21 protein-coding genes are annotated in these 21,909 nt (G+C 69.4%); 13 read left to right on the top strand and 8 right to left on the bottom strand.

Annotated elements, in window-relative coordinates; all coding sequences use genetic code 11:
• Window positions 1–96: 96 nt before the first annotated feature.
• Genes QM711_RS13575 through QM711_RS13555 form a run of 5 tightly spaced genes read right to left on the bottom strand, consistent with a single transcriptional unit; the run spans window position 97 to window position 4,604 of the window.
• Window positions 97–561, bottom strand: a complete 465-nt coding sequence (locus tag QM711_RS13575) for a septum formation family protein (RefSeq protein WP_415100205.1) — start codon at window positions 559–561, stop codon at window positions 97–99.
• On the bottom strand, window positions 558–3,143 hold the full coding sequence (gene valS / locus QM711_RS13570; RefSeq protein ID WP_415100924.1) for a valine--tRNA ligase: 2,586 nt from the start codon (window positions 3,141–3,143) through the stop codon (window positions 558–560). The genes QM711_RS13575 and valS overlap by 4 nt, the downstream gene beginning before the upstream one ends.
• A gap of 54 nt (window positions 3,144–3,197) precedes the next feature.
• Entirely contained in the window at window positions 3,198–3,323 is a 126-nt protein-coding gene (locus QM711_RS13565) for a hypothetical protein (RefSeq protein ID WP_415100203.1), read from the bottom strand.
• A complete protein-coding gene (locus QM711_RS13560; RefSeq protein WP_415100201.1) occupies window positions 3,316–4,083 on the bottom strand; it encodes a DsbA family protein in 768 nt (255 codons plus the stop codon). The genes QM711_RS13565 and QM711_RS13560 overlap by 8 nt, the downstream gene beginning before the upstream one ends.
• On the bottom strand, window positions 4,080–4,604 hold the full coding sequence (locus QM711_RS13555) for a MauE/DoxX family redox-associated membrane protein (RefSeq protein WP_415100199.1): 525 nt from the start codon (window positions 4,602–4,604) through the stop codon (window positions 4,080–4,082). Before QM711_RS13555 ends, QM711_RS13560 begins: the two co-directional genes overlap by 4 nt.
• A gap of 159 nt (window positions 4,605–4,763) precedes the next feature.
• Here QM711_RS13555 and QM711_RS13550 point away from each other — a divergent pair, with 159 nt between their 5' ends.
• From QM711_RS13550 to mnhG, 11 genes are all read left to right on the top strand, one after another.
• Window positions 4,764–6,095 (top strand): bifunctional folylpolyglutamate synthase/dihydrofolate synthase, encoded by a 1,332-nt coding sequence (locus QM711_RS13550; protein WP_415100197.1) that lies wholly within the window; start codon window positions 4,764–4,766, stop codon window positions 6,093–6,095.
• Window positions 6,092–6,436: a DUF4233 domain-containing protein gene (locus QM711_RS13545; RefSeq protein ID WP_415100195.1), complete on the top strand. Its 345-nt coding sequence runs from the start codon at window positions 6,092–6,094 to the stop codon at window positions 6,434–6,436. The genes QM711_RS13550 and QM711_RS13545 overlap by 4 nt, the downstream gene beginning before the upstream one ends.
• Before the next feature lie 416 nt (window positions 6,437–6,852).
• A complete protein-coding gene (gene ndk / locus QM711_RS13540) occupies window positions 6,853–7,263 on the top strand; it encodes a nucleoside-diphosphate kinase (protein WP_415100193.1) in 411 nt (136 codons plus the stop codon).
• Window positions 7,264–7,460: 197 nt separating this feature from the next.
• Window positions 7,461–8,444, top strand: coding sequence for a lysostaphin resistance A-like protein (locus QM711_RS13535; protein WP_415100191.1), 984 nt, complete (start codon window positions 7,461–7,463; stop codon window positions 8,442–8,444).
• The gene (locus QM711_RS13530; protein ID WP_415100189.1) at window positions 8,425–9,081 is read left to right on the top strand and encodes a uridine kinase; all 657 of its coding nucleotides are present in this window, start codon (window positions 8,425–8,427) and stop codon (window positions 9,079–9,081) included. Before QM711_RS13535 ends, QM711_RS13530 begins: the two co-directional genes overlap by 20 nt.
• A 503-nt stretch (window positions 9,082–9,584) precedes the next feature.
• A complete protein-coding gene (locus tag QM711_RS13525; protein WP_415100187.1) occupies window positions 9,585–12,557 on the top strand; it encodes a Na+/H+ antiporter subunit A in 2,973 nt (990 codons plus the stop codon).
• Window positions 12,554–12,982 (top strand): Na(+)/H(+) antiporter subunit C, encoded by a 429-nt coding sequence (locus QM711_RS13520; protein ID WP_415100185.1) that lies wholly within the window; start codon window positions 12,554–12,556, stop codon window positions 12,980–12,982. The genes QM711_RS13525 and QM711_RS13520 overlap by 4 nt, the downstream gene beginning before the upstream one ends.
• A complete protein-coding gene (locus tag QM711_RS13515; RefSeq protein WP_415100183.1) occupies window positions 12,979–14,508 on the top strand; it encodes a Na+/H+ antiporter subunit D in 1,530 nt (509 codons plus the stop codon). The genes QM711_RS13520 and QM711_RS13515 overlap by 4 nt, the downstream gene beginning before the upstream one ends.
• The gene (locus tag QM711_RS13510; protein ID WP_415100181.1) at window positions 14,505–15,158 is read left to right on the top strand and encodes a Na+/H+ antiporter subunit E; all 654 of its coding nucleotides are present in this window, start codon (window positions 14,505–14,507) and stop codon (window positions 15,156–15,158) included. The genes QM711_RS13515 and QM711_RS13510 overlap by 4 nt, the downstream gene beginning before the upstream one ends.
• Window positions 15,155–15,460, top strand: a complete 306-nt coding sequence (locus QM711_RS13505; RefSeq protein ID WP_415100179.1) for a monovalent cation/H+ antiporter complex subunit F — start codon at window positions 15,155–15,157, stop codon at window positions 15,458–15,460. Before QM711_RS13510 ends, QM711_RS13505 begins: the two co-directional genes overlap by 4 nt.
• On the top strand, window positions 15,457–15,870 hold the full coding sequence (gene mnhG, locus QM711_RS13500; protein ID WP_415100177.1) for a monovalent cation/H(+) antiporter subunit G: 414 nt from the start codon (window positions 15,457–15,459) through the stop codon (window positions 15,868–15,870). The genes QM711_RS13505 and mnhG overlap by 4 nt, the downstream gene beginning before the upstream one ends.
• A gap of 233 nt (window positions 15,871–16,103) precedes the next feature.
• Here the strand turns inward: mnhG and QM711_RS13495 are convergent, their stop codons facing one another.
• Entirely contained in the window at window positions 16,104–16,799 is a 696-nt protein-coding gene (locus tag QM711_RS13495) for a DUF2848 family protein (protein WP_415100175.1), read from the bottom strand.
• An 87-nt stretch (window positions 16,800–16,886) separates the two neighbouring features.
• Here QM711_RS13495 and QM711_RS13490 point away from each other — a divergent pair, with 87 nt between their 5' ends.
• Window positions 16,887–18,212, top strand: coding sequence for an MFS transporter (locus tag QM711_RS13490; protein WP_415100173.1), 1,326 nt, complete (start codon window positions 16,887–16,889; stop codon window positions 18,210–18,212).
• A 17-nt stretch (window positions 18,213–18,229) separates the two neighbouring features.
• Here the strand turns inward: QM711_RS13490 and QM711_RS13485 are convergent, their stop codons facing one another.
• The gene (locus QM711_RS13485) at window positions 18,230–18,862 is read right to left on the bottom strand and encodes a GntR family transcriptional regulator (protein WP_415100171.1); all 633 of its coding nucleotides are present in this window, start codon (window positions 18,860–18,862) and stop codon (window positions 18,230–18,232) included.
• 26 nt (window positions 18,863–18,888) lie between these two features.
• On the opposite strand from QM711_RS13485, the gene QM711_RS13480 reads away from it, so the two are divergent.
• A complete protein-coding gene (locus tag QM711_RS13480; RefSeq protein ID WP_415100169.1) occupies window positions 18,889–19,674 on the top strand; it encodes a carbon-nitrogen hydrolase family protein in 786 nt (261 codons plus the stop codon).
• Between the two features lie 197 nt (window positions 19,675–19,871).
• Here the strand turns inward: QM711_RS13480 and QM711_RS13475 are convergent, their stop codons facing one another.
• The gene (locus tag QM711_RS13475) at window positions 19,872–21,593 is read right to left on the bottom strand and encodes a glycoside hydrolase family 13 protein (protein WP_415100167.1); all 1,722 of its coding nucleotides are present in this window, start codon (window positions 21,591–21,593) and stop codon (window positions 19,872–19,874) included.
• Between the last annotated feature and the right edge of the window lie 316 nt (window positions 21,594–21,909).

Below are 21,909 nucleotides of genomic sequence, written 5' to 3'. Positions count from 1 at the left end.
GCTGACCCGCTGCCAGCCGTCAAGGCCCTCCCTAACTACCTGTGCCCTCTCACCTGCGGGAGGGCACAGATAGTTAGGGAGGGGTTTATCGGACGGCTACTTGCCGACGCCCTTCAGGCTGCCCTTGACGCCGCCCTTGGCAGTTCCGGCGAGGCAGAGCACCTGGCGGTCCGCTGCCGCCCAGGACTCCTCCAGCGGGTAGAGGTAGTACATGTCGTAGCTGGAATCCTTGGTGGCGACGCCGATGAAGGTGTGGAACTCCGCGGAGCAGAACTTGGTCGCCTGCTTGCTGACTTCGGCCTCGCCGGGGAAGCTGTTGCCGGTGAGATTGGTCGCGGCGTACGCCTCGAAGTAATGCGGGTCGGCGCACGGGACCACCTGCAGGGACTCGATGTCGCCGTCCTTCATCGGTCCGGTGCAGTCGCCGACGACGATCTTGAACGGGTCCACCGATGCGGTGGCGGTGACTTGCCCGGCGCTGTTCCGGGGGGCGTCCGTCGAGCATCCGGTCACTGCGAGACCGCAGACGGCGGCGATCAGCAGCGCGGCGGCGCGCCTCACGAGGCGACCAGGGTGACGTCGACGCGGAGCGGGGCGTCGCCGGCCCCCAGCGTGATCGGGGCGACGATCCTGCCCACGGCGCGCAGGTCGCCCAGCACCGGCAGTAGCCGGTCCAGGGACTGCTGCGGTCCGGTCACCGTCGCGGCGGAGGCCTCGGTCTTCATCGACACCTTCGCGGTCGACTTGGCGCCGCGGATGCCCATCAGCACCTCGGCGACGTCGCCCAGTAGCGCCGGGTCGCCCCCGGACGGAATCTCCTCGGCCACCGGCCAGCGGCTGACGTGCACCGAGCCGGACTGCCACCACGACCAGACCTCTTCGGTGACGTACGGCATGAACGGGGCGAACAGCCGAAGCTGAATGCTGAGCGCCAGCTGCAGTGCCGCCCGGGCGGACGCCGCGGCGTCCGGGCCCTGGGCGCCGTAGGCGCGCTCTTTGACCAGCTCGAGGTAGTCGTCGCAGAACGACCAGAAGAACCGTTCGGCCACCTCCAGCGCGGTGCTGTAGTCGAACGCCTCGAAGACGTCCGTGGCGCGCACCACGACCTGGCGCAGCCCGGCGAGCATGGACAGGTCGACGGCCTCGGTGATCGCCTCCGGACCGACCGGCCCGTCACCCATGCCGAGGACGAATTTGGACGCGTTGAGCACCTTCATCGCGAGCCGGCGGCCGACCTTCATGCCGGTCTCGTCGAACGGCGAGTCCATGCCCGGACGCGCCATCGCGGCCCGCCAGCGGACGGCGTCCGAACCGTAGCGCTGCAGGATGTCGGTCGGCACGATGGTGTTGCCCAGCGACTTGCTCATCTTCTTCCGGTCGGGGTCGACCACGAAGCCGGAGATGCCCACCGTCTTCCAGGGCGCCGCATGCTCTTCGAAGTGGGCCCGCACCACCCGGCCGAACACCCAGGTGCGGATGATCTCGTGCGCCTCGGGGGCGAAGTCCATCGGGAAGCTCAGCCGCCACAGTTCGGGATCGGTGTCCCATCCGCAGACGATCTGGGGGGTCAGCGACGAGGTCGCCCAGGTGTCCATGATGTCCGGGTCGCCGATGAAGCCGCCGGGCTCACCGCGCTGCTCTGCGGCGTAGCCGGGCGGGACGTCCGAGGACGGGTCGACCGGCAGGGTGTCCGGCGCGGCGAAGATCGGACGGGTGTGGTCGGCCTCGCCGTCGGCGTCCACCGGGTACCAGACCGGGAAGGGCACGCCGAAGTAGCGCTGCCGGCTGATCAGCCAGTCGCCGTTCAGCCCGTTCACCCAGTTGGCGTAGCGGTGCCGCATGTGGTCGGGCACCCAGTTCAGCTCTTCGCCGCGCGCCAGCAGTGCCTGCTTCAGATCGTCGTCGCGGCCGCCGTTGCGGATGTACCACTGACGGCTGGAGACGATCTCGAGCGGCTTGTCGCCCTTCTCGTAGAAATTCGCCTTGCGGGTGGTCTGGGTCGGCTCGCCGTCCAGGTCGCCGGACTCGCGCAGCAGAGCCACCATCGCGGCGCGGGCCGAGAAGGGGGTCTTGCCGGCCAGCTCGGCGTACGGTTCGGTGTTGACCAGCCAGGCCGGGGTCTCCCGGGCGAGGCGTCCGTCGCGCAGGATCACGGTGCGCATCGGCAGCTGCAGTTCGCGCCACCACTGCACGTCGGTGGCGTCGCCGAAGGTGCAGCACATCGCGATGCCGGCGCCCTTGTCGGGCTCGGCGGCGGGGTGGGCCAACACCGGGATCTCGACGCCGAAAACCGGCGAGGACACGGTCGTGCCGAACAGGTGGGTGTAACGCGAGTCGTCGGGGTGGGCGATCAGGGCGCACACGCTCGGCAGCAACTCGGGCCGGGTGGTCTCGATGTAGACCTTCTCGCCGCCGGGGCGGTGGAAGGCCACCCGGTGGTAGTGCCCGGGATAGTCGCGGGCCTCCTGCTCGGCCTGGGCGACCGCGGTCTGGAAGGTGACGTCCCACACCGTCGGAGCCTCGGCCAGGTAGGCCTCGCCGCGCTCGCAGTTGCGCAGGAATGCCTTCTGCGAGATCCGGATCGACTCGTTCGAGATGGTCGCGTACAGGTGGTTGTCCCAGTCCACGCTCAGCCCCAGCGTCCGCCACAGGTTCTCGAAGGCGCGCTCGTCCACCTGGGTGAGCTGATGGCAGAGCTCGATGAAGTTCTTCCGGCTGATCGACACCTGGCGCTTGGGGTCGGGCTTGGCGGGCGGGGTGAAGTCCGGGTCGTACGGCGTCGACGGGTCACAGCGGACGCCGTAGAAGTTCTGCACCCGGCGCTCGGTGGGCAGCCCGTTGTCGTCCCAACCCATCGGGTAGAGGACGTGCTTGCCCTGCATCCGCTGGTAGCGGGCCACCAGGTCGGTGTGGGTGTAGCTGAACACGTGCCCGACGTGCAGCGATCCGGACACCGTCGGCGGGGGAGTGTCGATCGAGAACACCTGCTCGCGTGTCTCGGGCCGGACGAAGGTGTAGGTGCCGTCAGCGGCCCACTTCGCCGCCCACTTGGCCTCCAGGCCCTCCAGCGCCGGACGATCGGGCACCGCTACGACCGCGTCCGGGTGCGGGGTCGCAGCGGGCACGGTCGGACGCGATGTCAGGGTCATGGGCTGCATCTTACGAAAGGCCGCGGTGCAGCAACCAATCGGGCTCGGTCAGAACCAGAGCAGGGCGACGATCGCCAGCAGGGCACCGACGACGACGCCGGCGATGCCGAGAATTCTGGTCCGCCGGAGCCGGGCGGCCGCGAGACTCCGGCCAGGGCGTCCGCGCTCAGCCATTGCCCTTGGTCGACAGGATCTGCGTGCGGAAGGCGTCCGGCGTCTGCTTGAAGACGGTGTTGTTGTCGAGGGTGGTGCCGTTCACCCTGATGGTCGGGGTCGCGCTCACCTTGTCGGCGGCGGCCGCCTCGTTGGCTCCCTGGACGAAGCCCTGGGTGCTGCGGCTGTCGTAGCAGCCCTGGAAGCCGCTCAACGCATCGCCGGTGATGCCGGCCGTGGCCGGGAAGTCCACCCGCAGCTGCTGGGTGGTGTAACCCTGGCCCTCGGTCGCCGGCTGGCCGGCGAAGATCGCGTTGTGATAGGCGGAGTACTTGCCGGCATTGTCGGCGCAGGCGGCCGCAACGCCGGCTTTGAGCGAGGAATCGTTGCGCAGGTTGTTGTCCAGGAAGGTCATCGTCCGGTAGATCAGCTGGATCTCGCCCTTGCCCGCCATGTCGTCCAGGGTGCTGCCGAACATGCTCTCGAACTGCTTGCAGATCGGGCACTGGTAGTCGAGGAAGATCTCCACCTTGGGGGCCCCCGCCGCGGCTTTGCCGGGATTCACCACGATGCCGTTGCGATCGGCGGTTGCGTTGACCGGAGTCGCCGCCGAACCGGTGCTGCCGCCCTTGTTCAGCTGGCTGACGAAGACGGTGCCGAACACGCCGAGGACGACGACCGCGAGCACGATCGCGCCGACGATGACGATCCGCTGCGTGCGCTTGGCTCGGGCCTGGGCCTGCTGTTTGCGGCGAAGGGCTTCGCGACGACTCTCGCTCATGCTGTGGACTCCTCGAGTTCTGCTTCTTTGAGTGTGTCGGTGGGGTCGCCGAACAGCCGGGTGTCGGCGGACAGCGGAGAGCGGGGGAACAAGCCCGCCCAGACTCCGCAGGCCATCAGGCCGATGTCGCGGGCGATGTCCCAGGGGTACTGGGCGATGCCGTTCTCGACCTCGCCGCCGCCGCCGAAGCAGCCGCAGTCGATCGAGATGCCGTGCGCCCATACCCATGAGATACCGACCACGAAGGCGGCCATCACGGCGACGCCCAGCCAGGCCGCGATCCGGGTGAACAGGCCGGCGACCAGCATCAGCCCGATCACCACCTCGATCACTGGCAGCACGTAGCCGACCGGCCGGGTCAGGTCGAAGGGCAGCAACTGGTAGGCCCGGACGGCCTGAACGGACGCCTCCGGCCACGGCAGTTTGATCGCGCCGGCCACGATCAGCGTCCAGCCCAGGATCTGCCGCGCGGCGAAGCTCACCCACCGCACCCAGCGGCGTCCGGCGAAGGTGAGCGGCATGCCGCGAAGTATAGCCGCCGTCAAACGGTCAACTATCTGGCTAGCCGGCCCCACCGATCGCCTGACTATTCAGGGCTCGCTGAACTCGGCGAGCCCCAAATAGTTCGGCGAGCGCGGGAAAGCGAAGCGGGGCGGCGGCGGCACTAGGCTGAGGCCACCATGCCGGAAACACATCACGAGATCGTCCAGCGGCTGATCTCCCGTTGGCCCGAACACCGGATCGCCCCCGGAACCGCCCGGGTGGAGGCGCTGTGCGAACTGCTCGGATCACCGCAGCATGCCTACCCGGTGATCCAGATCGCCGGCACCAACGGCAAGGGCAGCACCGCGATCATGATCGACGCCCTGCTGCGGGCGCTGGGCCTGCGCACCGGCCGCTACACCAGCCCGCACCTGATCGACCTGACCGAACGGATCGCCATCGACGGCGAGCCGATGACACCGGCGGCCTTCGACGAACTCGTCGCCCATACCCAGCCGCTGATCGACATCATCGACGGCCGGGCGATCGACGGCGTCCGGCTGACCTTCTTCGAACTGATGACCGGGCTCGCCTATGAGGCGTTCGCCGAGGCCCCGGTGGACGTCGCCGTGGTCGAGGTCGGCCTCGGCGGGGTCACCGACGCCACCAACGTGATGGACGCCCAGGTCGCGGTGATCTGCCCGATCGACTACGACCACACCCACCTGCTCGGCGACACCCTGGCCGAGATCGCCGGCGAGAAGGCCGGCATCATCAAGCCGGGGTCGCAGGTAGTGCTCGCCGCCCAGCATCCGGAAGCGGCAGCGGTGCTGATCGAGCGGTGCGCGGACGTCGGCGCGAAGGTCTACCGCGAAGGGGTCGAGTTCGGGCTGCTGGAACGGACGCCGGCCGTCGGTGGCCAGGTGCTGCGGATCGACACCGCCGGCGGACCCGTGGGCGATCTGGTGCTGCCTCTGTTCGGTGCCCACATGGCGCGCAACGCCGCGCTGGCGGTCGCCGCCGTGGAGGCGTTCCTCGGCGGCAAGCCGCTGGCTCCCGACATCATCGCCGAGGGTCTCGCGGACGTGGTGGCGCCGGCCCGGCTCGAGGTCGTCCGGCGCTCGCCCACGGTGGTGCTGGACACCTGCCACAACCCGCACGGCGCCGCGGCCACGATGGCCGCGCTCACTGAGGCCTTCACGTTCACGCCGCTGATCGGGGTGGTCGCGATGATGGCCGACAAGGACGTGACCGGCCTGCTCGAGGTGTTCGCCGACGAGATGACCACGCTGGTCTGCACCACGGTGGCGGGAACCAGTCGGGCACTACCGGCCGAGGCGCTGGCCGAACGGGCCGCCGAGATCGTCGGCGCCGATCGGGTCCGGGTGGCTGCGACCATGGCGGAGGCGATCGAGGTTGCGGTGGCGCTCGCCGATGAGGCCGGACCGGGCGCCGGCGTCCTGATCGCCGGATCGGTGATCGCAGCGGGCCAAGCGCGCGCCCTGCTGGTCAGGGAGGGCGAGCGGTGAAACTGGTGCCGACCAACCCGATGAACCGGGTGCTGATGACCATCCTGATCTTCGAGGCAATCTGCTGCGGGCTGGCGATCCCCGGCATGATCCAGGTTGCGGACGCCCCGGTCGGGCTGGCTTTCGGCCTGGGCGGCACCGCGCTGCTGCTCTGTCTGGCGGCCGCCGGCACCTTGCGGCGTCCGTTCGGACCGGTGCTCGGCTGGATCGCGCAGGTCGCGTGCGTGGCGCTCGGATTCGCGGTCACGATGATGTTCGCGGTTGGGGCGATGTTCGTGCTGTTGTACGTGATCAGCTTCGTCCTCGGACGCCGGCTGGAGGCCGCCAAGACCATCGGCTAGTCCCGTTGATCAGCGCGACCATGGCGAGCTTGAGTTCGACGAAACCCGTTGCCAGACGAGGTCTCGACAGACTCGCCCACGATGATCGGCGCGCCCTTGGCGGCGCGGGTCCGGTGCACCCGGCCGGGGGTGCGCGGAGAATCGGCAGTTATGGCGAGGCGTGGATAGCCTGCGTCGCAATCCCGCGGCGAAGTGAGCTCTTTCGGCTGGTCCGGCCCGGCTCAATACGCTCCTTTCTCCGCGGGGAGCTGCGGAGGCCCGAATCATCCCGCTCAATACGCGCGAATTCCGGCGGGACGCGACGCAGCCGCCGGGATGCTTGTGATCAGCAGGGAGTTGGCGCGGGTGCGCGCCGCGACCGACGAAGAGACCAGCGCTCCCTGGAGGGCGGGCGCGAGCCACTAGGCTGGGCGATCATGAGCGAGCGTACTTTCGTGATCATCAAGCCGGACGCCGTGCGTCGCGGGCTGGTCGGAGCCGTGTTGTCCCGCTACGAGACGAAGGGGTTGCGGATCGTCACCCTGGAGCAACGGCGGATCGACGCCGACCTGGCCGACCGGCACTACGCCGAGCATGTCGAACAGCCCTGGTACCCACCGTTGCGCGAGTTCATCACCTCCGGGCCACTGGTGGCCCTGGTGCTCGAGGGGGACGCCGCCATCGACGCCGTCCGGGGCCTCAACGGGGCGACCGACGGACGCCGTGCCACGCCCGGTTCGATCCGCGGGGACTACTCATTGTCGAACCGCGAGAACCTCGTCCACGCGTCCGATTCGCCGGAATCGTCGGCCCGCGAGATCGGGTTGTGGTTTCCGGGTCTGTCATGACCGGCGCTCCCTTCTCGCCCCATCCCGAGCATCGGATGCCACCACCGCCAGGTCCGGGTAGCACCGGCTCCGGGCCCTCAGCCGCCGCGCCGCCGGCCGGTCCGTCCGCTTGGGCGCCTGGCGCCGGCCACCTTGCCTCGGTCCCGCCGGGCGGGCCGCATCCCTGGCTGCCAGCGGCGCCGGCACCGAGGCCTTCGGTGCTACCGGTCGAGCCTCGCGAGTATCACGAGTTCCTGCGGACGCCGAGTCTGCGCTGGTGGCGTCCGCTGCTGGCGCTGCTGATGGCCGCCGCGCTGTTCTTCGCGGTCAGCACGCTGTTCACGCTGCCGGCGATGGCCTACGACTTGTCGACCGGTCGGACCACGCTGGACAACTACACCTCGATGTCGACCTTCGTGATGACGCCGGCGTTCTTCTTGGCCAACAACCTGGCCCTGGCGGCCTGCGTCCCGATCGCCGGGCTCACCCAGTGGGCCTGCTTCGGGCAGCGTCCGCGCTGGTTGTCGTCGGTGACCGGCGCCTTCCGCTGGAGTTGGTTCGGTGAATGCCTGCTCTGGATCATGCCGGTCTTCGTGCTCAGCCTGCTGCTGGACGTCATCTTCGGTGGGCTGCCGGATCAGTTGCGTATCGGCCCTGACACGGTGTTCATGGTGGCCGCGATCCTGCTCACCACGCCGCTGCAGGCCGCCGGCGAGGAGTACCTGCTGCGCGGGCTGGGTCAGCGCGCGGTGGCGTCCTGGCTGCCGGGGCTCGCCGGGCTGGCGGTGAGCACCGCGGTCACCGCGGTGGTGTTCATGCTGCTGCACGGTGCGGGCGATCCGTGGTTGAACGCCTTCTATCTGGTGTTCGCGGTGGTCGGATCGGTACTCGCCTGGCGGACCGGCGGCATCGAGGCGGCGGTGGCACTGCACGTGGTGAACAACGTGGTCTCGATGACCTTGCTGCCGTTCACCGACTTCTCCGATATGTTCAACCGCGGCGCGGGCGCAGGAAGCCCGGTGGTGCTGGTGCAGATGGCCATCCTGGCCGGTGCGCTGGCCATCGTGTTGTGGCGGGCGCGGGTCCGGAACGTCACTGTGCGAACCGCGCCGGGGGCGTCCGTCGTTCTCGAAGCAGCGCAACCGCCGGCGTCCCCGATGCCGGTCGTCTGGAGGCACCATCATGGAAACCAAGCCGATTGAACCGGTCAGCCGCGCCGAGGGGTTGTCCTGGCTGGTGTCGCGGATCCGGCCCCGGGCCGGCCGGACGATGGTGGCGATCGACGGCGTGGACGGCGCGGGCAAGACCACCTTCGCGGGCGATCTCGCGGCCGAACTCACCGACTCCGGCCTGACGGTGATCCGGATCAGCCTGGACAATTTCCTGAACCCGGCTGAGGTGCGGCATGCCCAGGGCCGGACGTCCCCAGAGGGTTTCATCGCCGACACCTACGACTACGAGCGGTTCGTTGACGATGTCCTGGAACCGCTGGGCAGCGAGGGCTGCGGACGGTACCGGTCGAAGTCCTACGACTTCGGCACCGAGACCCCGCTCACCCCGCCGTGGCAGGTGGCGCCGGACGCGGCGGTCGTCGTGGTGGACGGCCTGTTCCTGCACCGTGACCGGCTGCGCAACGCCCGTGGCCGCAAGGTGTGGGATCTGTCGGTCTGGCTGGATGTACCGGCGGAGGAGTCGGTGCGCCGACTCGCCGAGCGGGACGGGTCGCCGTCCGACGTCGACGATCCGCGGATCCGGCGCTACGTCGAGGGCCAGCGGCTTTACATCGAGCGGTACCGGCCGGCCGAGCGTGCCGACCTGGTCATCGACAACTCTCGCTAGCACGTCTGGGGACGGTTCTTTTCGTTCGACTTTCGCACGTCCGGGGACGGTTCTCGAGGTGCGGGCCTCGCACGTCCGGGGACGGTTCTCGAGGTGCGGGCCTCGCACGTCCGGGGACGGTTCTTTTCGTTCGTCTTTCGCACGTCTGGGGACGGTCCAGCATCGCCTGCCCTTCGACAGCGCACGTCCGGGGACGGTTCTTTTCGTTCGTCTTTCGCACGTCTGGGGACGGTCCAGCATCGCCTGCCCTTCGACAGCGCCCGACGGATGAGAGAACCGTCCCCGGGCAACCGAAAGTGGAACGAAAAGAACCGTCCCCGGGCAACCGAAAGTGGAACGAAAAGAACCGTCCCCGGACGGCGCGGAGATCCGTTTGTCCGCGCTGGACTCGACGGAGAGGGAGCCGCCACAGGCCGCTCGGGTGATCCGGTCCCGCGCCGGACCGATAGACTGACCAACCCCCGCCCGCGATCCGGCCCCTTCGGTGTCGAGAGAGGGAGCCCGTGATCAGCAGCATCGTCATCGCCCATCTGGTGGTGTCGTTGTGCGCGCCCTGGCTCGCCCGCCGGATCGGTGCGAACGGCTACCTGGTGATGGCGCTGGTCCCGGCCGTCGGCTTCGGTTGGCTGCTCGGCCTGGGTCCGCTGATCACCGCCGGCGGCAGCTACGTCGAGTCGATGCCGTGGATCCCGCAGCTCGGCGTCGAGATCCACTACCAGGTGGGGCTGCTGCAGTGGCTGCTGGCGCTGATCGTCACCGGCATCGGCGCCCTGGTGCTGCTCTACTGCCGCTGGTACTTCGAAGCCGGCGCGAACCCGCGGACGATGGGGATCCTGACCGCCTTCGCGGCGGCCATGCTCGGCCTGGTCACCGTCGACGACCTGGTCATGCTCTACGTGTTCTGGGAGTTGACCACGGTCTTCTCCTACCTGCTGATCGGCTACGACCCGACCCGGCGGGCGAACCGTTCCGCCGCGATCACCGCCCTGATCGTCACCACCACCGGCGGTCTGGCGATGCTGGTCGGGATCGTCGCGCTCGGCGTCCAGGCCGGCACCTTCAGCCTGTCGGCGATCCTTGCCAATCCGCCGACCGGGGCGGTGGCAACCACCGCCGCGCTGCTGATGCTGGTCGGGGCGCTGAGCAAATCCGCGCTGGTGCCGTTCCACTTCTGGCTGCCGGGTGCGATGGCCGCCCCGACGCCGATCTCGGCCTACCTGCACGCCGCCGCCATGGTGAAGGCCGGGGTCTACCTGGTCGCCGCGATGGCGCCGGCATTCGCCGCCGTCCCGGGCTGGCGGCCAGCGGTCGGGCTGCTCGGCGCCGCCACGATGATCCTGGGCGGTTGGCGGGCGCTGCGGCAGAACGACATCAAGCTACTGCTCGCCTACGGCACGGTCAGCCAACTGGGCTTCATGGTGCTGCTCAGCGGCTTCGGCACCCGCGCCACCATGCTGGCTGGCATCGCGATGCTGATCGGCCACGCCCTGTTCAAGGCCACCCTGTTCCTGATCGTCGGCGTCGTCGACCATTCCACCGGCACCCGGGACCTGACCCGGCTCACCGGGGTGGCCCGCCGGCTGCCGCTGGTCGCGGTGGTGGGCGGGGTTGCGGCGGCGTCCATGGCCGGGCTGCCGCCGACCCTGGGCTTCATCGCCAAGGAGTCGGCGTTCGAGTCGCTGACCTACCTGACCGGCGCGGACGCCGACGGCACCGGCCTGACGCCGCTGATCGCGGTGCTGCTGGTCGCGTCGGTGGTGATCGGCTCGGTCCTGACGGTCGCCTACTCGCTGCGCTGGTGGTGGGGGGCGTTCGCCGACAAGACCAACGTGGACGTCCTCGACATCCACCCGCCGGCGGCCGGCTTCGTGCTGCCCCCGATCGTGCTGGGGACGGCGTGCCTGGCCGGCGGCTTCCTGGGCGCGCCGCTGACCGCCCTGCTCGAGCCGTACGCGACCAGCCTCGGCACCGGTCACGACAGCCATGGCCTGGCGCTGTGGCACGGCTTCACGGTGCCACTGTGGCTGTCCCTGCTGGCGATCGGGCTGGGCGGGCTGCTGTTCTGGCAGCGGGACGCGATGACCCGCGTCCAGGCCACCTTCCCGAAGGTGCTCGGCGCCGACGAGCTGTACACCCTGGCGATGAAGCGGGTGGACACCATCGCCGTCGAGGTGACCGCCCGCACCCAGCGCGGCTCACTGGCCAGCTACACCTCGATCGTGCTGGCCGTCGTGGTGGTGCTGGCCGGCGGGTCGCTGCTGTTCACCACCCACTGGCCGGCCTCGGCGCGTCCCTTCGACTACCTGCCACAGGTCCTGGTCGGTGCCGGGATGATCACCGCCGGCGTACTCGCGGCCACCTCGCGCGGACGGGTCCGGGCCCTGCTGCTGGTGGGCGCCACCGGCTATGGGACGGCGATCCTGTTCCTGCTGCACGGCGGACCCGACCTGGCCCTGACCCAGGTGCTGGTCGAGACCGTGTCGCTGATCGTCTTCGTGCTGGTGCTGCGCCGGCTGCCGAAGTACTTCACCAATCGTCCGCTGCAGTCCACCCGCTGGCTGCGGGTGGTGCTGGCCGCGCTGGTCGGCGGCACCGTGGCGCTGCTGGCGCTGGTCGCCGCCGGGGCACGGGTGGCGGTGCCGGTCTCGGTGGACTACTACGAGGCCGCATACAGCTTCGGCTACGGCAAGAACATCGTCAACGTCACCCTGGTCGACACCCGGGCTTGGGACACCATCGGCGAGATCTCGGTGCTGGTGATCGCGGCGACCGGGGTGGCCAGCCTGATCTTCCTGCGCTCGCGGGTGCAGCGCGTCCGGCCCCGCGAGGGGGACGCCGCGTTCGGCGCCCGCGGACTGTGGCTGCGGGCCAGTGGCGCGCTCGATCCGGGCTCCCGGTCGCTGATCTTCGAGGTGATCACCCGGATCATGTTCACCGTGATGATGGTGGTCTCGCTCTACCTACTGATCGCCGGCCACAACGCGCCGGGCGGCGGCTTCGCCGGGGGGCTGGTCGCCGGCATCGCGCTGATGATCCGCTACCTGGCCGCCGGACGCCGCGAACTCGACGACGCCGCCCCGTTCGACGCCGGACGGCTGCTCGGCCTGGGACTGGCCGTCTCGGTGCTCAGCGCCATCATCCCGGCGCTGCTCGGCGGCAAGATCTTCCAGAGCTACGACCTGAAGATCGTGATTCCCGGCTGGGAGTATCTGCAGACGCCGTGGGGGCCGTGGACGCTGTTCGGCGAGATGCACCTGGTCAGCTCGACGGTCTTCGACGTCGGCGTCTACCTGATCGTGATCGGCGTGGTGCTCGACCTGACCCGGACGCTCGGCGCCGGCATCGACATCCAGTCCGAACAGGACCAGGCCCCGGTGCCGCAGCCGGAGTCGACCCGCGCGCGGCCGGCGCTGCCGTCCGAGGAGGAGCAGATCATCCGCTACACCACCGGCGGGGGACGGGGGCACTACACATGAGCCCGAACGTCACTTTGGCCATCATCGCCGGGGCACTGGTCGCCTGCGGGGTCTACCTGATCACCGAGCGCTCGCTGAGCCGCATCCTGATGGGCGTGATGGTGGCCGGCAACGGCGTCAACCTGCTGTTCCTGGTCGCCTCCGGCGCCGCCGGAGGGCCGCCGCTGATCGGCGTCACGCCGAAGGACAAGATGGCCGACCCGCTGCCGCAGGCGATGGTGCTGACCGCGATCGTGATCGCCCTGGCCACCGCCGCCTTCCTGGTCACGATGGCCTACCGCTCCTTCCAGCTGAACGGCCACGACGAGGTCGCCGACGACGTCGAGGACGCCCGGATCCGCGAGCTGGCCGAGGCCGACGAGGCGTCCGACAGCTTCGAGGAGATCAAGTTCAGCGACACCGGGGCGGACGTGGTGAGCGAATGAACAACCTGTTGCCGCTGCCGGTGCTGCTGCCGATGTTCGGCGCCGCCCTCACCCTGCTGCTCGGACGCCGTCCGCGGGTCCAGCGGGCGGTCTCGATCGTCACCCTGGCCGGGGTGTGCGCGGTCGCCGGGTCGCTGATCTGGATCACCGACAGCTACGGCGTCCAGGCCCTGTGGGTGGGCGCGTGGGCGCCGCTGGGGATCGTCCTGGTCGCCGACCGGCTGGCCGCGCTGATGCTGACGGTGGCCTCCCTGGTGACCCTCGGGGTGCTGATCTACGCCACCGGCCAGGACGAGGAGGAGGTGCACCGGGAGACCCCGGTGTCGATCTTCCACCCCACCTTCCTGCTGCTCTCGGCAGGGGTCTCGGACGCCTTCCTGGCCGGCGACCTGTTCAACCTCTTCGTCGGCTTCGAGATCCTGCTGTTCGCGTCGTACGTGCTGATCACTATGGGCGGCACCGGCGAGCGGATCAGCGCCGGCTCGATCTACGTGGTGATCAACCTGGTCAGTTCGCTGCTGTTCCTGACCGCACTGTCGATCAGCTACGGCGCCACCGGCACGGTCAACATGGCGCAACTCAGCCTGCGGTTCGCCGAACTGCCCGGCGACGTGACGATCGGCATCCAGCTGTTGTTGCTGGTGGTGTTCGCGATCAAGGCCGCCGTGTTCCCGCTCTCGTTCTGGCTGCCCGACTCCTACCCGACGGCTCCGGCCCCGGTGACCGCGGTGTTCGCCGGCCTGCTCACCAAGGTCGGCGTGTACGCCATCCTGCGCACCCAGACCGCGATCTTCCCCGACAGCCCACTGACCGACCTGCTCGGCTGGGCGGCGCTGGCCACCATGGTGATCGGCATCCTGGGCGCCATCGCCCAGTCCGAGATCAAGCGGCTGCTGTCGTTCACCCTGGTCTCGCACATCGGCTACATGATCTTCGGGATCGCGCTGGCGACGCCGTCCAGCCTGGGCGGTGCGATCTTCTACACCGCGCACCACATCACCGTGCAGGCGGCGTTGTTCCTGGTCGCGGGGCTGATCGAGCGGGTCGGCGGGTCCACCTCGATGGACCGGCTGGGCGGGCTGGCCAGCACCGCGCCGGTGATGGGCGTGCTGTTCTTCATCCCGGCGATGAACCTGGCCGGCATCCCGCCGCTGTCCGGTTTCGTCGGCAAGCTCGGCCTGCTGATGTCCGGCGTCGAAGCCGGGACGCCGCTGGCCTGGGCGCTGGTCGCCGGCAGCGTGCTGACCAGCCTGCTCACCCTGTATGCGGTGGCGAAGGTGTGGAACCGGGCGTTCTGGGGGACGCCGGTGCTCGGCCCGCAGGCGCCCGGCGAGTTCGAGGTGGACGATGACGGCCGCAGCGGCCGGATGCCTGGCGTGATGGTCGGCGCCACCGCCGCGCTGGTCGGACTGGGTCTGACGCTGACCGTGGTGGCCGGGCCGCTCTATGAGTACGTGGAGCGGGCGGCCGCGGGCCTGCTCGGCAGCTCCTACCTGGAGGCCGTCCTGTCGGGGGTGGTGCGATGAGGAAGTCGTCGAGCCGGCGCCGGTTGCGCTGGCGGCTGCAGTGGCGGGCGATCCTGGCGCTGACCGGCATCTGGGTGATCCTGTGGGGCAACTACTCACTGGTCGACATCCTGGTGGGCGCGGTGCTGGCCTGGCTGGTCACCGTCACCTTTCCGCTGCCGCCGATCCGCTATCACGGACGCCCGCGTCCGCTCGGGATCCTGCGGCTCACCGCCACCACGCTGCGCGACCTCGCGGTGGCGTCCTGGCGGCTGACTCTGGGCGCGTTCGCCCGGCGGATCGACTTCCACCCGGCGGTGATCCGGGTGCCGCTGCGGGCCAATCAGGACCTCTACCAGGTGGAGACGGCCGAGATCATTTCGATCGTCCCCGGCTCGATCGTGATCGATGCGCGGCGTTCGACCCGGATGCTCTACCTGCACCTGGTGGATGTCTCCGGCCCGGACGGCGTCGAGCAGTCCCGGCGCGAGGCGCTGAAGGTGGAACGACGCGTGCTGGAGGCGATCGGCAGCAGGTCCGAACTGGCGGCGCTGAGCCGTCGCGAGGACGAGGACCGGCAGCGCGAGACCGGCTTCGGCAGCGACGGGCTGAACCGTCCGGGCGAGGTCGGTTCCGGCGGCGAGGGCGGCTCCGGCGAGGAGGCGAGATGACGCAGGTGCTGATCTGGATCGCGGTGGCGATGGTCGCCGCGGCCGCCGCGATGACCCTATGGCGGCTGACCCGCGGGCCGTCCACCCTGGACCGGATCGTCAGCGCGGACGTGCTGGTCTCGATCGTGCTGATGTCGATCTGCCTGCTGATGGTGGTGTCGGGGGACACCAGTTCGCTGTCGATCCTCTTGGTGCTGGCCATGGTGGCCTTCACCGGCGGCGTCAGCGTGGCCCGGATGCTGGCCCCCGGTGCGGCCGACCGGCAGCGCTACCGTCGCGACGGCGGGGAGGACGGCGAATGACTCTCGACGAGGTGTTCGACCTGATCGGAGCCCTGTTCCTGGTCGGCGGGGCGTTCTTCTGCCTCGGCGGGGCGCTCGGCCTGGTCCGTTTCCCGGACATCCTGGCCCGGATGCACGCTGCCACCAAACCCCAGGTCTTCGGCCTGCTGCTGGCGCTGCTGGGCGTCGGATTCTCGGTGCGCGAGGTCAAGGTGTGGCTCAGCCTGCTGGTGGTGATCCTGCTGCAGATCCTGACCGCCCCGGTGGCCGGTCACCTGATCGGACGCGTCGCCTACCGCTCCGGTGAATGGGAACCGGACGATCTGGTGGTGGACGAGCTCGCCGAGGATCTGCGCCGGGCCGGTTTCGCCCGCAACGAGGAGTTCCGCCCCGAGCGGGATTCCGACCGCCCGACCCGCTCGTCCGGCTGACCGGGGACGGCTCGTCCGGCTGACCGGGGACGGTTCTTTTCGTTCGATTTTCGCCGTTCGGGGGACGGTTCTTTTCGTTCGAGTTTCGCACGCCGGAGAACCGTCCCCGGAGGTGCGAGAGCCGAACGAAAAGAACCGTCCCCAAAAGTGCGAGCGCCGAACGAAAAGAACCGTCCCCAAAAGTGCGAAGGTGGAACGAAAAGAACCGTCCCCGGACGTGCGAGCCTGAGGACTCACTCCCAGGCCGCGGGCAACTCCTCGACGACGTAGCAGACCCGGCTGACGGTGCCGTCCGGGGCGGTCAGTTCGACGCGCCAGGCGTCCGCGAACTGATCGACGCCGGGCAACATCGGGATGGTTCCGCTCATCACCACGGTTCCCGGACGCAGCAGGCCGGCCTCGCCGATCCGTCCGATCCAGTAGTCGGGGGAGAGCAGCAGTGCCGGCGACCCGTCCTGGATGAGCTCTTCGACGCCGTCGTTGGTCACCCAGGCGCGCAACGTGAACGCGTCGAAGCTTTCCCGCACGTCTCCCCAGCGCCAGGCCAGGTCACCGAGGAAGTCGGGTGCCGACTGCTTGCTCCAGGCCACCCCGTGCACCTCGAGGGCGCGGTCGGTGTGGTCGCAGGCGGCGGTCACCAGGTAGTCGTCGGCGGAGGTGGCACCGGCCGGAATCAGCAGCGCCCATTCGGCTTCGCCGGAGGTGCGGCCGTGCGGCACCTGGACCTGGTCGGCCTGGACGGCGAGCGTGCTGGCGAGCGGGTACAGGGTCGGGATCGAGGTCGGTCCGGGGATGCCCAGTTCGGCGAGTTCGTCGATGTGGTGCTGCGCCTGCGCGATATCGCGACCGGCGTAGCCGCCGTTGAGGGCGTAGCCGATGTCGACGGTCGAGGTGCCACCCCGCGCCAGTGTGAAGCTGAGTGTCGCCATGTTTCCTCCTGGTATCGATCTCGCTGAATGCTTGCGTACCCGGTCTGTATACAACGAGTATGAAGCAACGACAAGGGAGAGGGACAGATGACCGAGACCGCCCCCCAGACCGACACCGAACGGCGCAACCTGCGTAAGGCGTTCGTCGCCAGCCTGTCCGGCACCGCCCTGGAGTGGTATGACTTCGCACTCTTCGGCGCCGTCACCGGCAGTGTGTTCAGCAAGCTGTTCTTCGACGGGTCCGATCCCGGCATGGACATGATCAAAGCGTTCCTCACCTATGGTGCCGGCTACATCGCGCGTCCGATCGGCGGGGTGTTCTTCGGACGACTCGGCGACGTCATCGGCCGCAAGAAGGTGCTGGTCTGGACGCTGCTGCTGATCGGCGTCGCCACCTTCGCGATCGGCCTGCTGCCCACCTATCAGACCGCCGGCATCTGGGCGCCGATCATGCTGGTCGTGCTGCGCTTCGCCCAGGGCGTCGGAGTCGGCGGCGAGTGGGGCGGCGCGGTGCTGCTGTCCTCGGAGTTCGCCCGGCCGGGCACCCGCGGGCTGTGGGCGTCCGCGGCGCAGACCGGCGTCCCGCTGGGCAGCTTCCTGGCCAACCTGCTGCTGGTGGTGATGACCTTGTCGATGTCGCCCGAGGCGTTCCTGTCCTGGGGCTGGCGGGTCGCGTTCATGCTCTCGCTGGGGCTGGTCGGGTTCGGGCTGTGGATCCGCCACCAACTCGAGGAGACGCCGGTCTTCCAGAAGATCATGGAGCGCGGCGAAGCACCCGAGGCCCCGGTCTCGGAGGTCTTCCGCACCCAGGGACGCGCGCTGCTGGGCGCCATCCTGGTCCGCTTCGGTCCCGACGTCCTGTACGCCTTCTTCGCCGTCTACGTGATCACCTGGCTGCAGACCGGGCCGAACCCGCTGACCAACCAGCAGGCACTCACCGCCACCATGACGGCCGGGTTCATCCAGGTCTTCACCATGCCGTTCGCGGGCTGGCTGTCGGACCGGATCGACCGCCGGCTGCTCTACGCCATCGCCACCGTGCTCGGCGCGATCTGGACCTTCGTCTTCATCGGGCTCGAACAGCAACGCTCGTTCGGCTGGGCGATCGTCGGTGTCGTGGTCGGTCTGCTGTGCCACTCGTTCATGTACGCGCCCCAGGCGGCACACATTGCCGAGCAGTTCCACGCCCGGCTGCGCTACACCGGCAGCTCGCTGGCCTACACCTTCGCCGGCATCTTCGCCGGTGGCCTGGCCCCGACCATGTTCGCCCTGTTCTGGGCCAACGGGCAGAACAGCTGGGCGATCGCGGGCTACATCGCGGCCGCCGCTGTGATCACCCTGATCGGGCTGGCGATGGGCCGGGCCGTGGTGGACGAGGTGGACGAGGCGCTGCTGGAGGACGCGTCCGCGTGAGCCGTGCGGCCGACCGCTCAGCCTCGGGAGTGCCTGGTCACGGTACGCAACAGGTGGGCACGCAGCGCGTGTTCCACCGCTGCCTCGTCGCCGGACGCCAGCGCGTCGACGATCCGCTGGTGCTCCTCGATCACCTGGCGCCGGCCGTCCGGGTCGCGTTCCAGGGCGGCGACGCCGATCACCACATGGCGTACCCGGACCGCCTCGTACATCTGGGTGATCACCGGGTTGCCGCCGGCCGCCACCAGTTCGGCGTGGAATTCGCGATCCAGGGCGATGAACTCCGGGGCCGGGGAGTCCGCGGGGAGATCGCGCTGTCGCTGCAGGGCGGCTTGCATCCGGTCGAGCGGCACCGCCAGGTTGCGCATCGCCTCGCGGGCCGCCCAGACCTCGATCACCGAGCGGGCCTGCAGGATGTGATGCACCTCCTCGGCGGACAGCGCCGGAACGAAGGCTCCCCGGTTCGGGATCAGCTGCACCAATCCCTGCGCCGACAGCAGCAGCAAAGCCTCGCGCACCGGCGTCCGGGAGACTCCGATCCGGCTGGCCAGGGTGCCCTCGTCGATGAAGGTGCCTACTGTGGACGGGTCGGTCAGCAGCGCGGTGAGCAGGTGCTGGTAGGCGGTCTCCCGGCCCGTCCGCGGCGTCATGAGGCATGTATACCGGAGAGGATGGAATGACCACAGCACTACGGCTGGCCGCTTGCCAGTTCGCGGCCGGCACCGATTGGGCCGCCAACCTGGAACGCATCAGGTCCGATGCCCGGACGGCGGCCGAGCACGGCGCTCAGGTCGCGGTCTTTCCCGAGGCCGCGATGGCCCGGTTCGGCAGCGATCTGGCGGCGGTGAGCCAGCCGCTCGACGGTCCGTTCGCGGACGGCGTCCGCGCGATCGCCGAGCAGACCGGTTTGCTACTGGTCGCCGGCATGTTCACCCCGGCCGACGACGGCCGGGTGCGTAACACCTTGCTGGTCACCGGGGCGGGGGTGGAGACCCACTACGACAAGATTCACCTGTTCGACGCCTTCGGCTCCCGGGAGTCCGACACGGTCGCGGCCGGCAGCTCGCTGGTCACCTTCTCGGCGTTCGGCACCACGTTCGGGTTGGCCACCTGTTTCGATCTCCGGTTCGCGTCCCAGTTCGCCGAGCTGGGACGACTCGGCGCCGAAGTCGTACTGGTGCCGGCGTCCTGGGGCGAGGGTCCGGGCAAGGCCGAACAGTGGGATCTGCTGGTCCGGGCCCGGGCGACGGACGCCCAGGCCTGGCTGCTGGCCTGCGATCAGGCGTGGAGCCCGCCCGCCGGGACGGACCCGCTCGGGATCGGGCGCAGTGCCTGCGTCGACCCGCTGGGCGTCGTCAGGGCTCGGTTGGCGGCCGGCGAGGGTGTGCTGGTTGCCGAGGTCGCGCCGGGCCTGGCGGGGGAGATCCGTACCCGGGTGCCGGTGCTATCCGCCGACGCCTGAGGGCAGCGAGCGCCACCAGGGCGGTGCCGATCAATGCTGGTCGAGCCTCTCGAGACGCTCTGGCAACGGGTTCCGACACGCTCAACCACGAGACCGCGGCTTGGTCAGCGCTTCCCGAGGCTCCCGGTCCGGCCGCCGAGCCCGCCGACTGGCCTGAGCGGCTGTGCGCCTCCGGCGGCGGTGTGCCTCAGCGGCCGTCAGCTGGACGGCTGCAGCCGTAGGATCCGCGATTCCCAGGGAGCCAGTCGGGACTCGCCGCCGCCGGGATGGGTGCCGAGGACGACGCCGGCGCCATCCAGCGCGGGCAGCTGTTCGGACGGGATCTCGGCCGGGGCTGAGGAGCAGTTGGCCAGGACCAGCAAGGTGTCGTCGCCCAGGGTCCGGGTGAAGGCCCACAGTTGCTGGTGGTCGGGGAGGAGCAGCTGGAAGCGACCCTCCCGGACGGTCTGGTCGTCGTGACGGAGCCGGATCAGCCGCTGGAAATGACCGAACACCGAATCGGGGTCACGGCGGGCTGACTGGGCGTTGATCTCGCGATGGTTGGGGTTGACCGGAATCCACGGCGTCCCGGTGGTGAAGCCGGCGTGGTCGGTGTCGTCCCATTGGACGGGGGTACGGGCGTGATCGCGGCCCTTGGCGGCCAGTGACCGCAGCACCTGTTCTTCGGCGACGCCGCCGGCGGTGGCCAGCGCGTGGTAGTTGAGCGATTCGACGTCGAGGTAGTGCCCGATCTCGGTGAGGGGCGCGTTGGTCATGCCGAACTCCTCGCCCTGATAGATGTACGGCGTCCCCTTGTGCAGGTGCAGCACCGTGGCCAGGGTCTTGGCCGAGTTGACCCGGTGCTCGGGTGAGTCGTCGCCGAACCGGGAGACCGCCCGGGGCTGGTCGTGGTTGTCGTAGTACAGCGAGTTCCAACCGGCTTCGGCCAGGCCTTCCTGCCACTGGGCGAGGTTGCCCTTGAGCACCGGTAGCGGCAGATCCGCCAGATCCCACTTGCTCCACGACGACTGGTCGAGGTTGACGTGTTCGAAGGTGAACACCATGTTCAACTCATGCCGGGCGGGATCGGTCACTCGCTGTGCGACCTCGATGGTCGCGCCCGGCATCTCGCCGACGGTGAGCAGGTTGTGCTCGTCGAGGCCTACCTCGCGGTTCATCTCGGCCAGGAACTCGTCCAGCCGGGGGCCGTTGGCGACCCGGCGGAGGCTGCCCTGACCCAGATCGAGGGGATTGCCGGTGGTCAGCTCGGCGGGCTTGGAGATGAGGTTGATCACGTCCATCCGGAAGCCGTCGACGCCGCGGTCGACCCACCAGCGCATCATCGCGTAGACCGCCTGCCGGACGTCCGGATTCTCCCAGTTCAGGTCGGGCTGGCCGGGGCTGAAGATCCCCAGGTAGTATTCGCCGCTGGTCGGGTCGTAGGTCCACGCCGACGGCGCGAACGCGGCCGGGTTGTCGTCCGGTTCGGCGCCGGGCGCACCGGCTGTGCCGCCGGGTCGGGCCGGACGCCAGAAGTACCAGTCCCGCTTCGCCGAGCCAGGATCACGGGACTCGATGAACCACGGGTGCTGGTCGGAGGTGTGGTTGACCACCAGGTCCATCACCAATTTGATGCCGCGCCGATGTGCTTGCGCGAGCAACTCGTCCAGGTCGGCCAGAGTGCCGAACAGCGGGTCGATGTCGCGGTAGTCGCTGATGTCGTAGCCGTTGTCGACCTGCGGGGACCGGTACACCGGCGAGAGCCAGAGCACGTCCACCCCGAGCTCGGCCAGATAGTCGAGCCGATCGATGATGCCGCGAAGGTCGCCGATGCCGTCGCCGTTGGAGTCCTGGAACGACCTGGGGTAGATCTGATACACCACCGCCGAGCGCCACCACTGGTCGGGGCGGGAGGGTGTCGATTCGACCGGGCTGTTCATCGAGTTCCTTTCGGCAAGGTGCGCGGGTGACACGCCGCAAGCGCAGGCGTCCGGCGGTGAGGGGCGCGACGCCGAACCGACTCGTGCAGGGCGGGATGGTCAGCCTACTCGATCGGCGTCCGGCTGTGGGGCGAGGGCTTGGCCCACCGCGCCGCTCCGATCCGGGGCGGCACCCCGCTGGCACAGGTTCCGCCGCGGTGGCTGACCCCGCTCGACCGGACCGGGCGAACTGCCGTCCGACCACTCCGGCCGAACCCTTGACGAGCCGTTGGGGGACACCTATATTCCCGTTTGTCCAGCAACTAGATTTACCAGA

The organism is Micropruina sp. (genome assembly GCF_047602385.1).
In the GTDB taxonomy this organism is placed as follows: Bacteria; Actinomycetota; Actinomycetes; order Propionibacteriales; family Propionibacteriaceae; genus Micropruina.
Note: the sequence above shows the minus strand (reverse complement) of the source record. Positions and strands in the feature narration are given on the sequence as shown.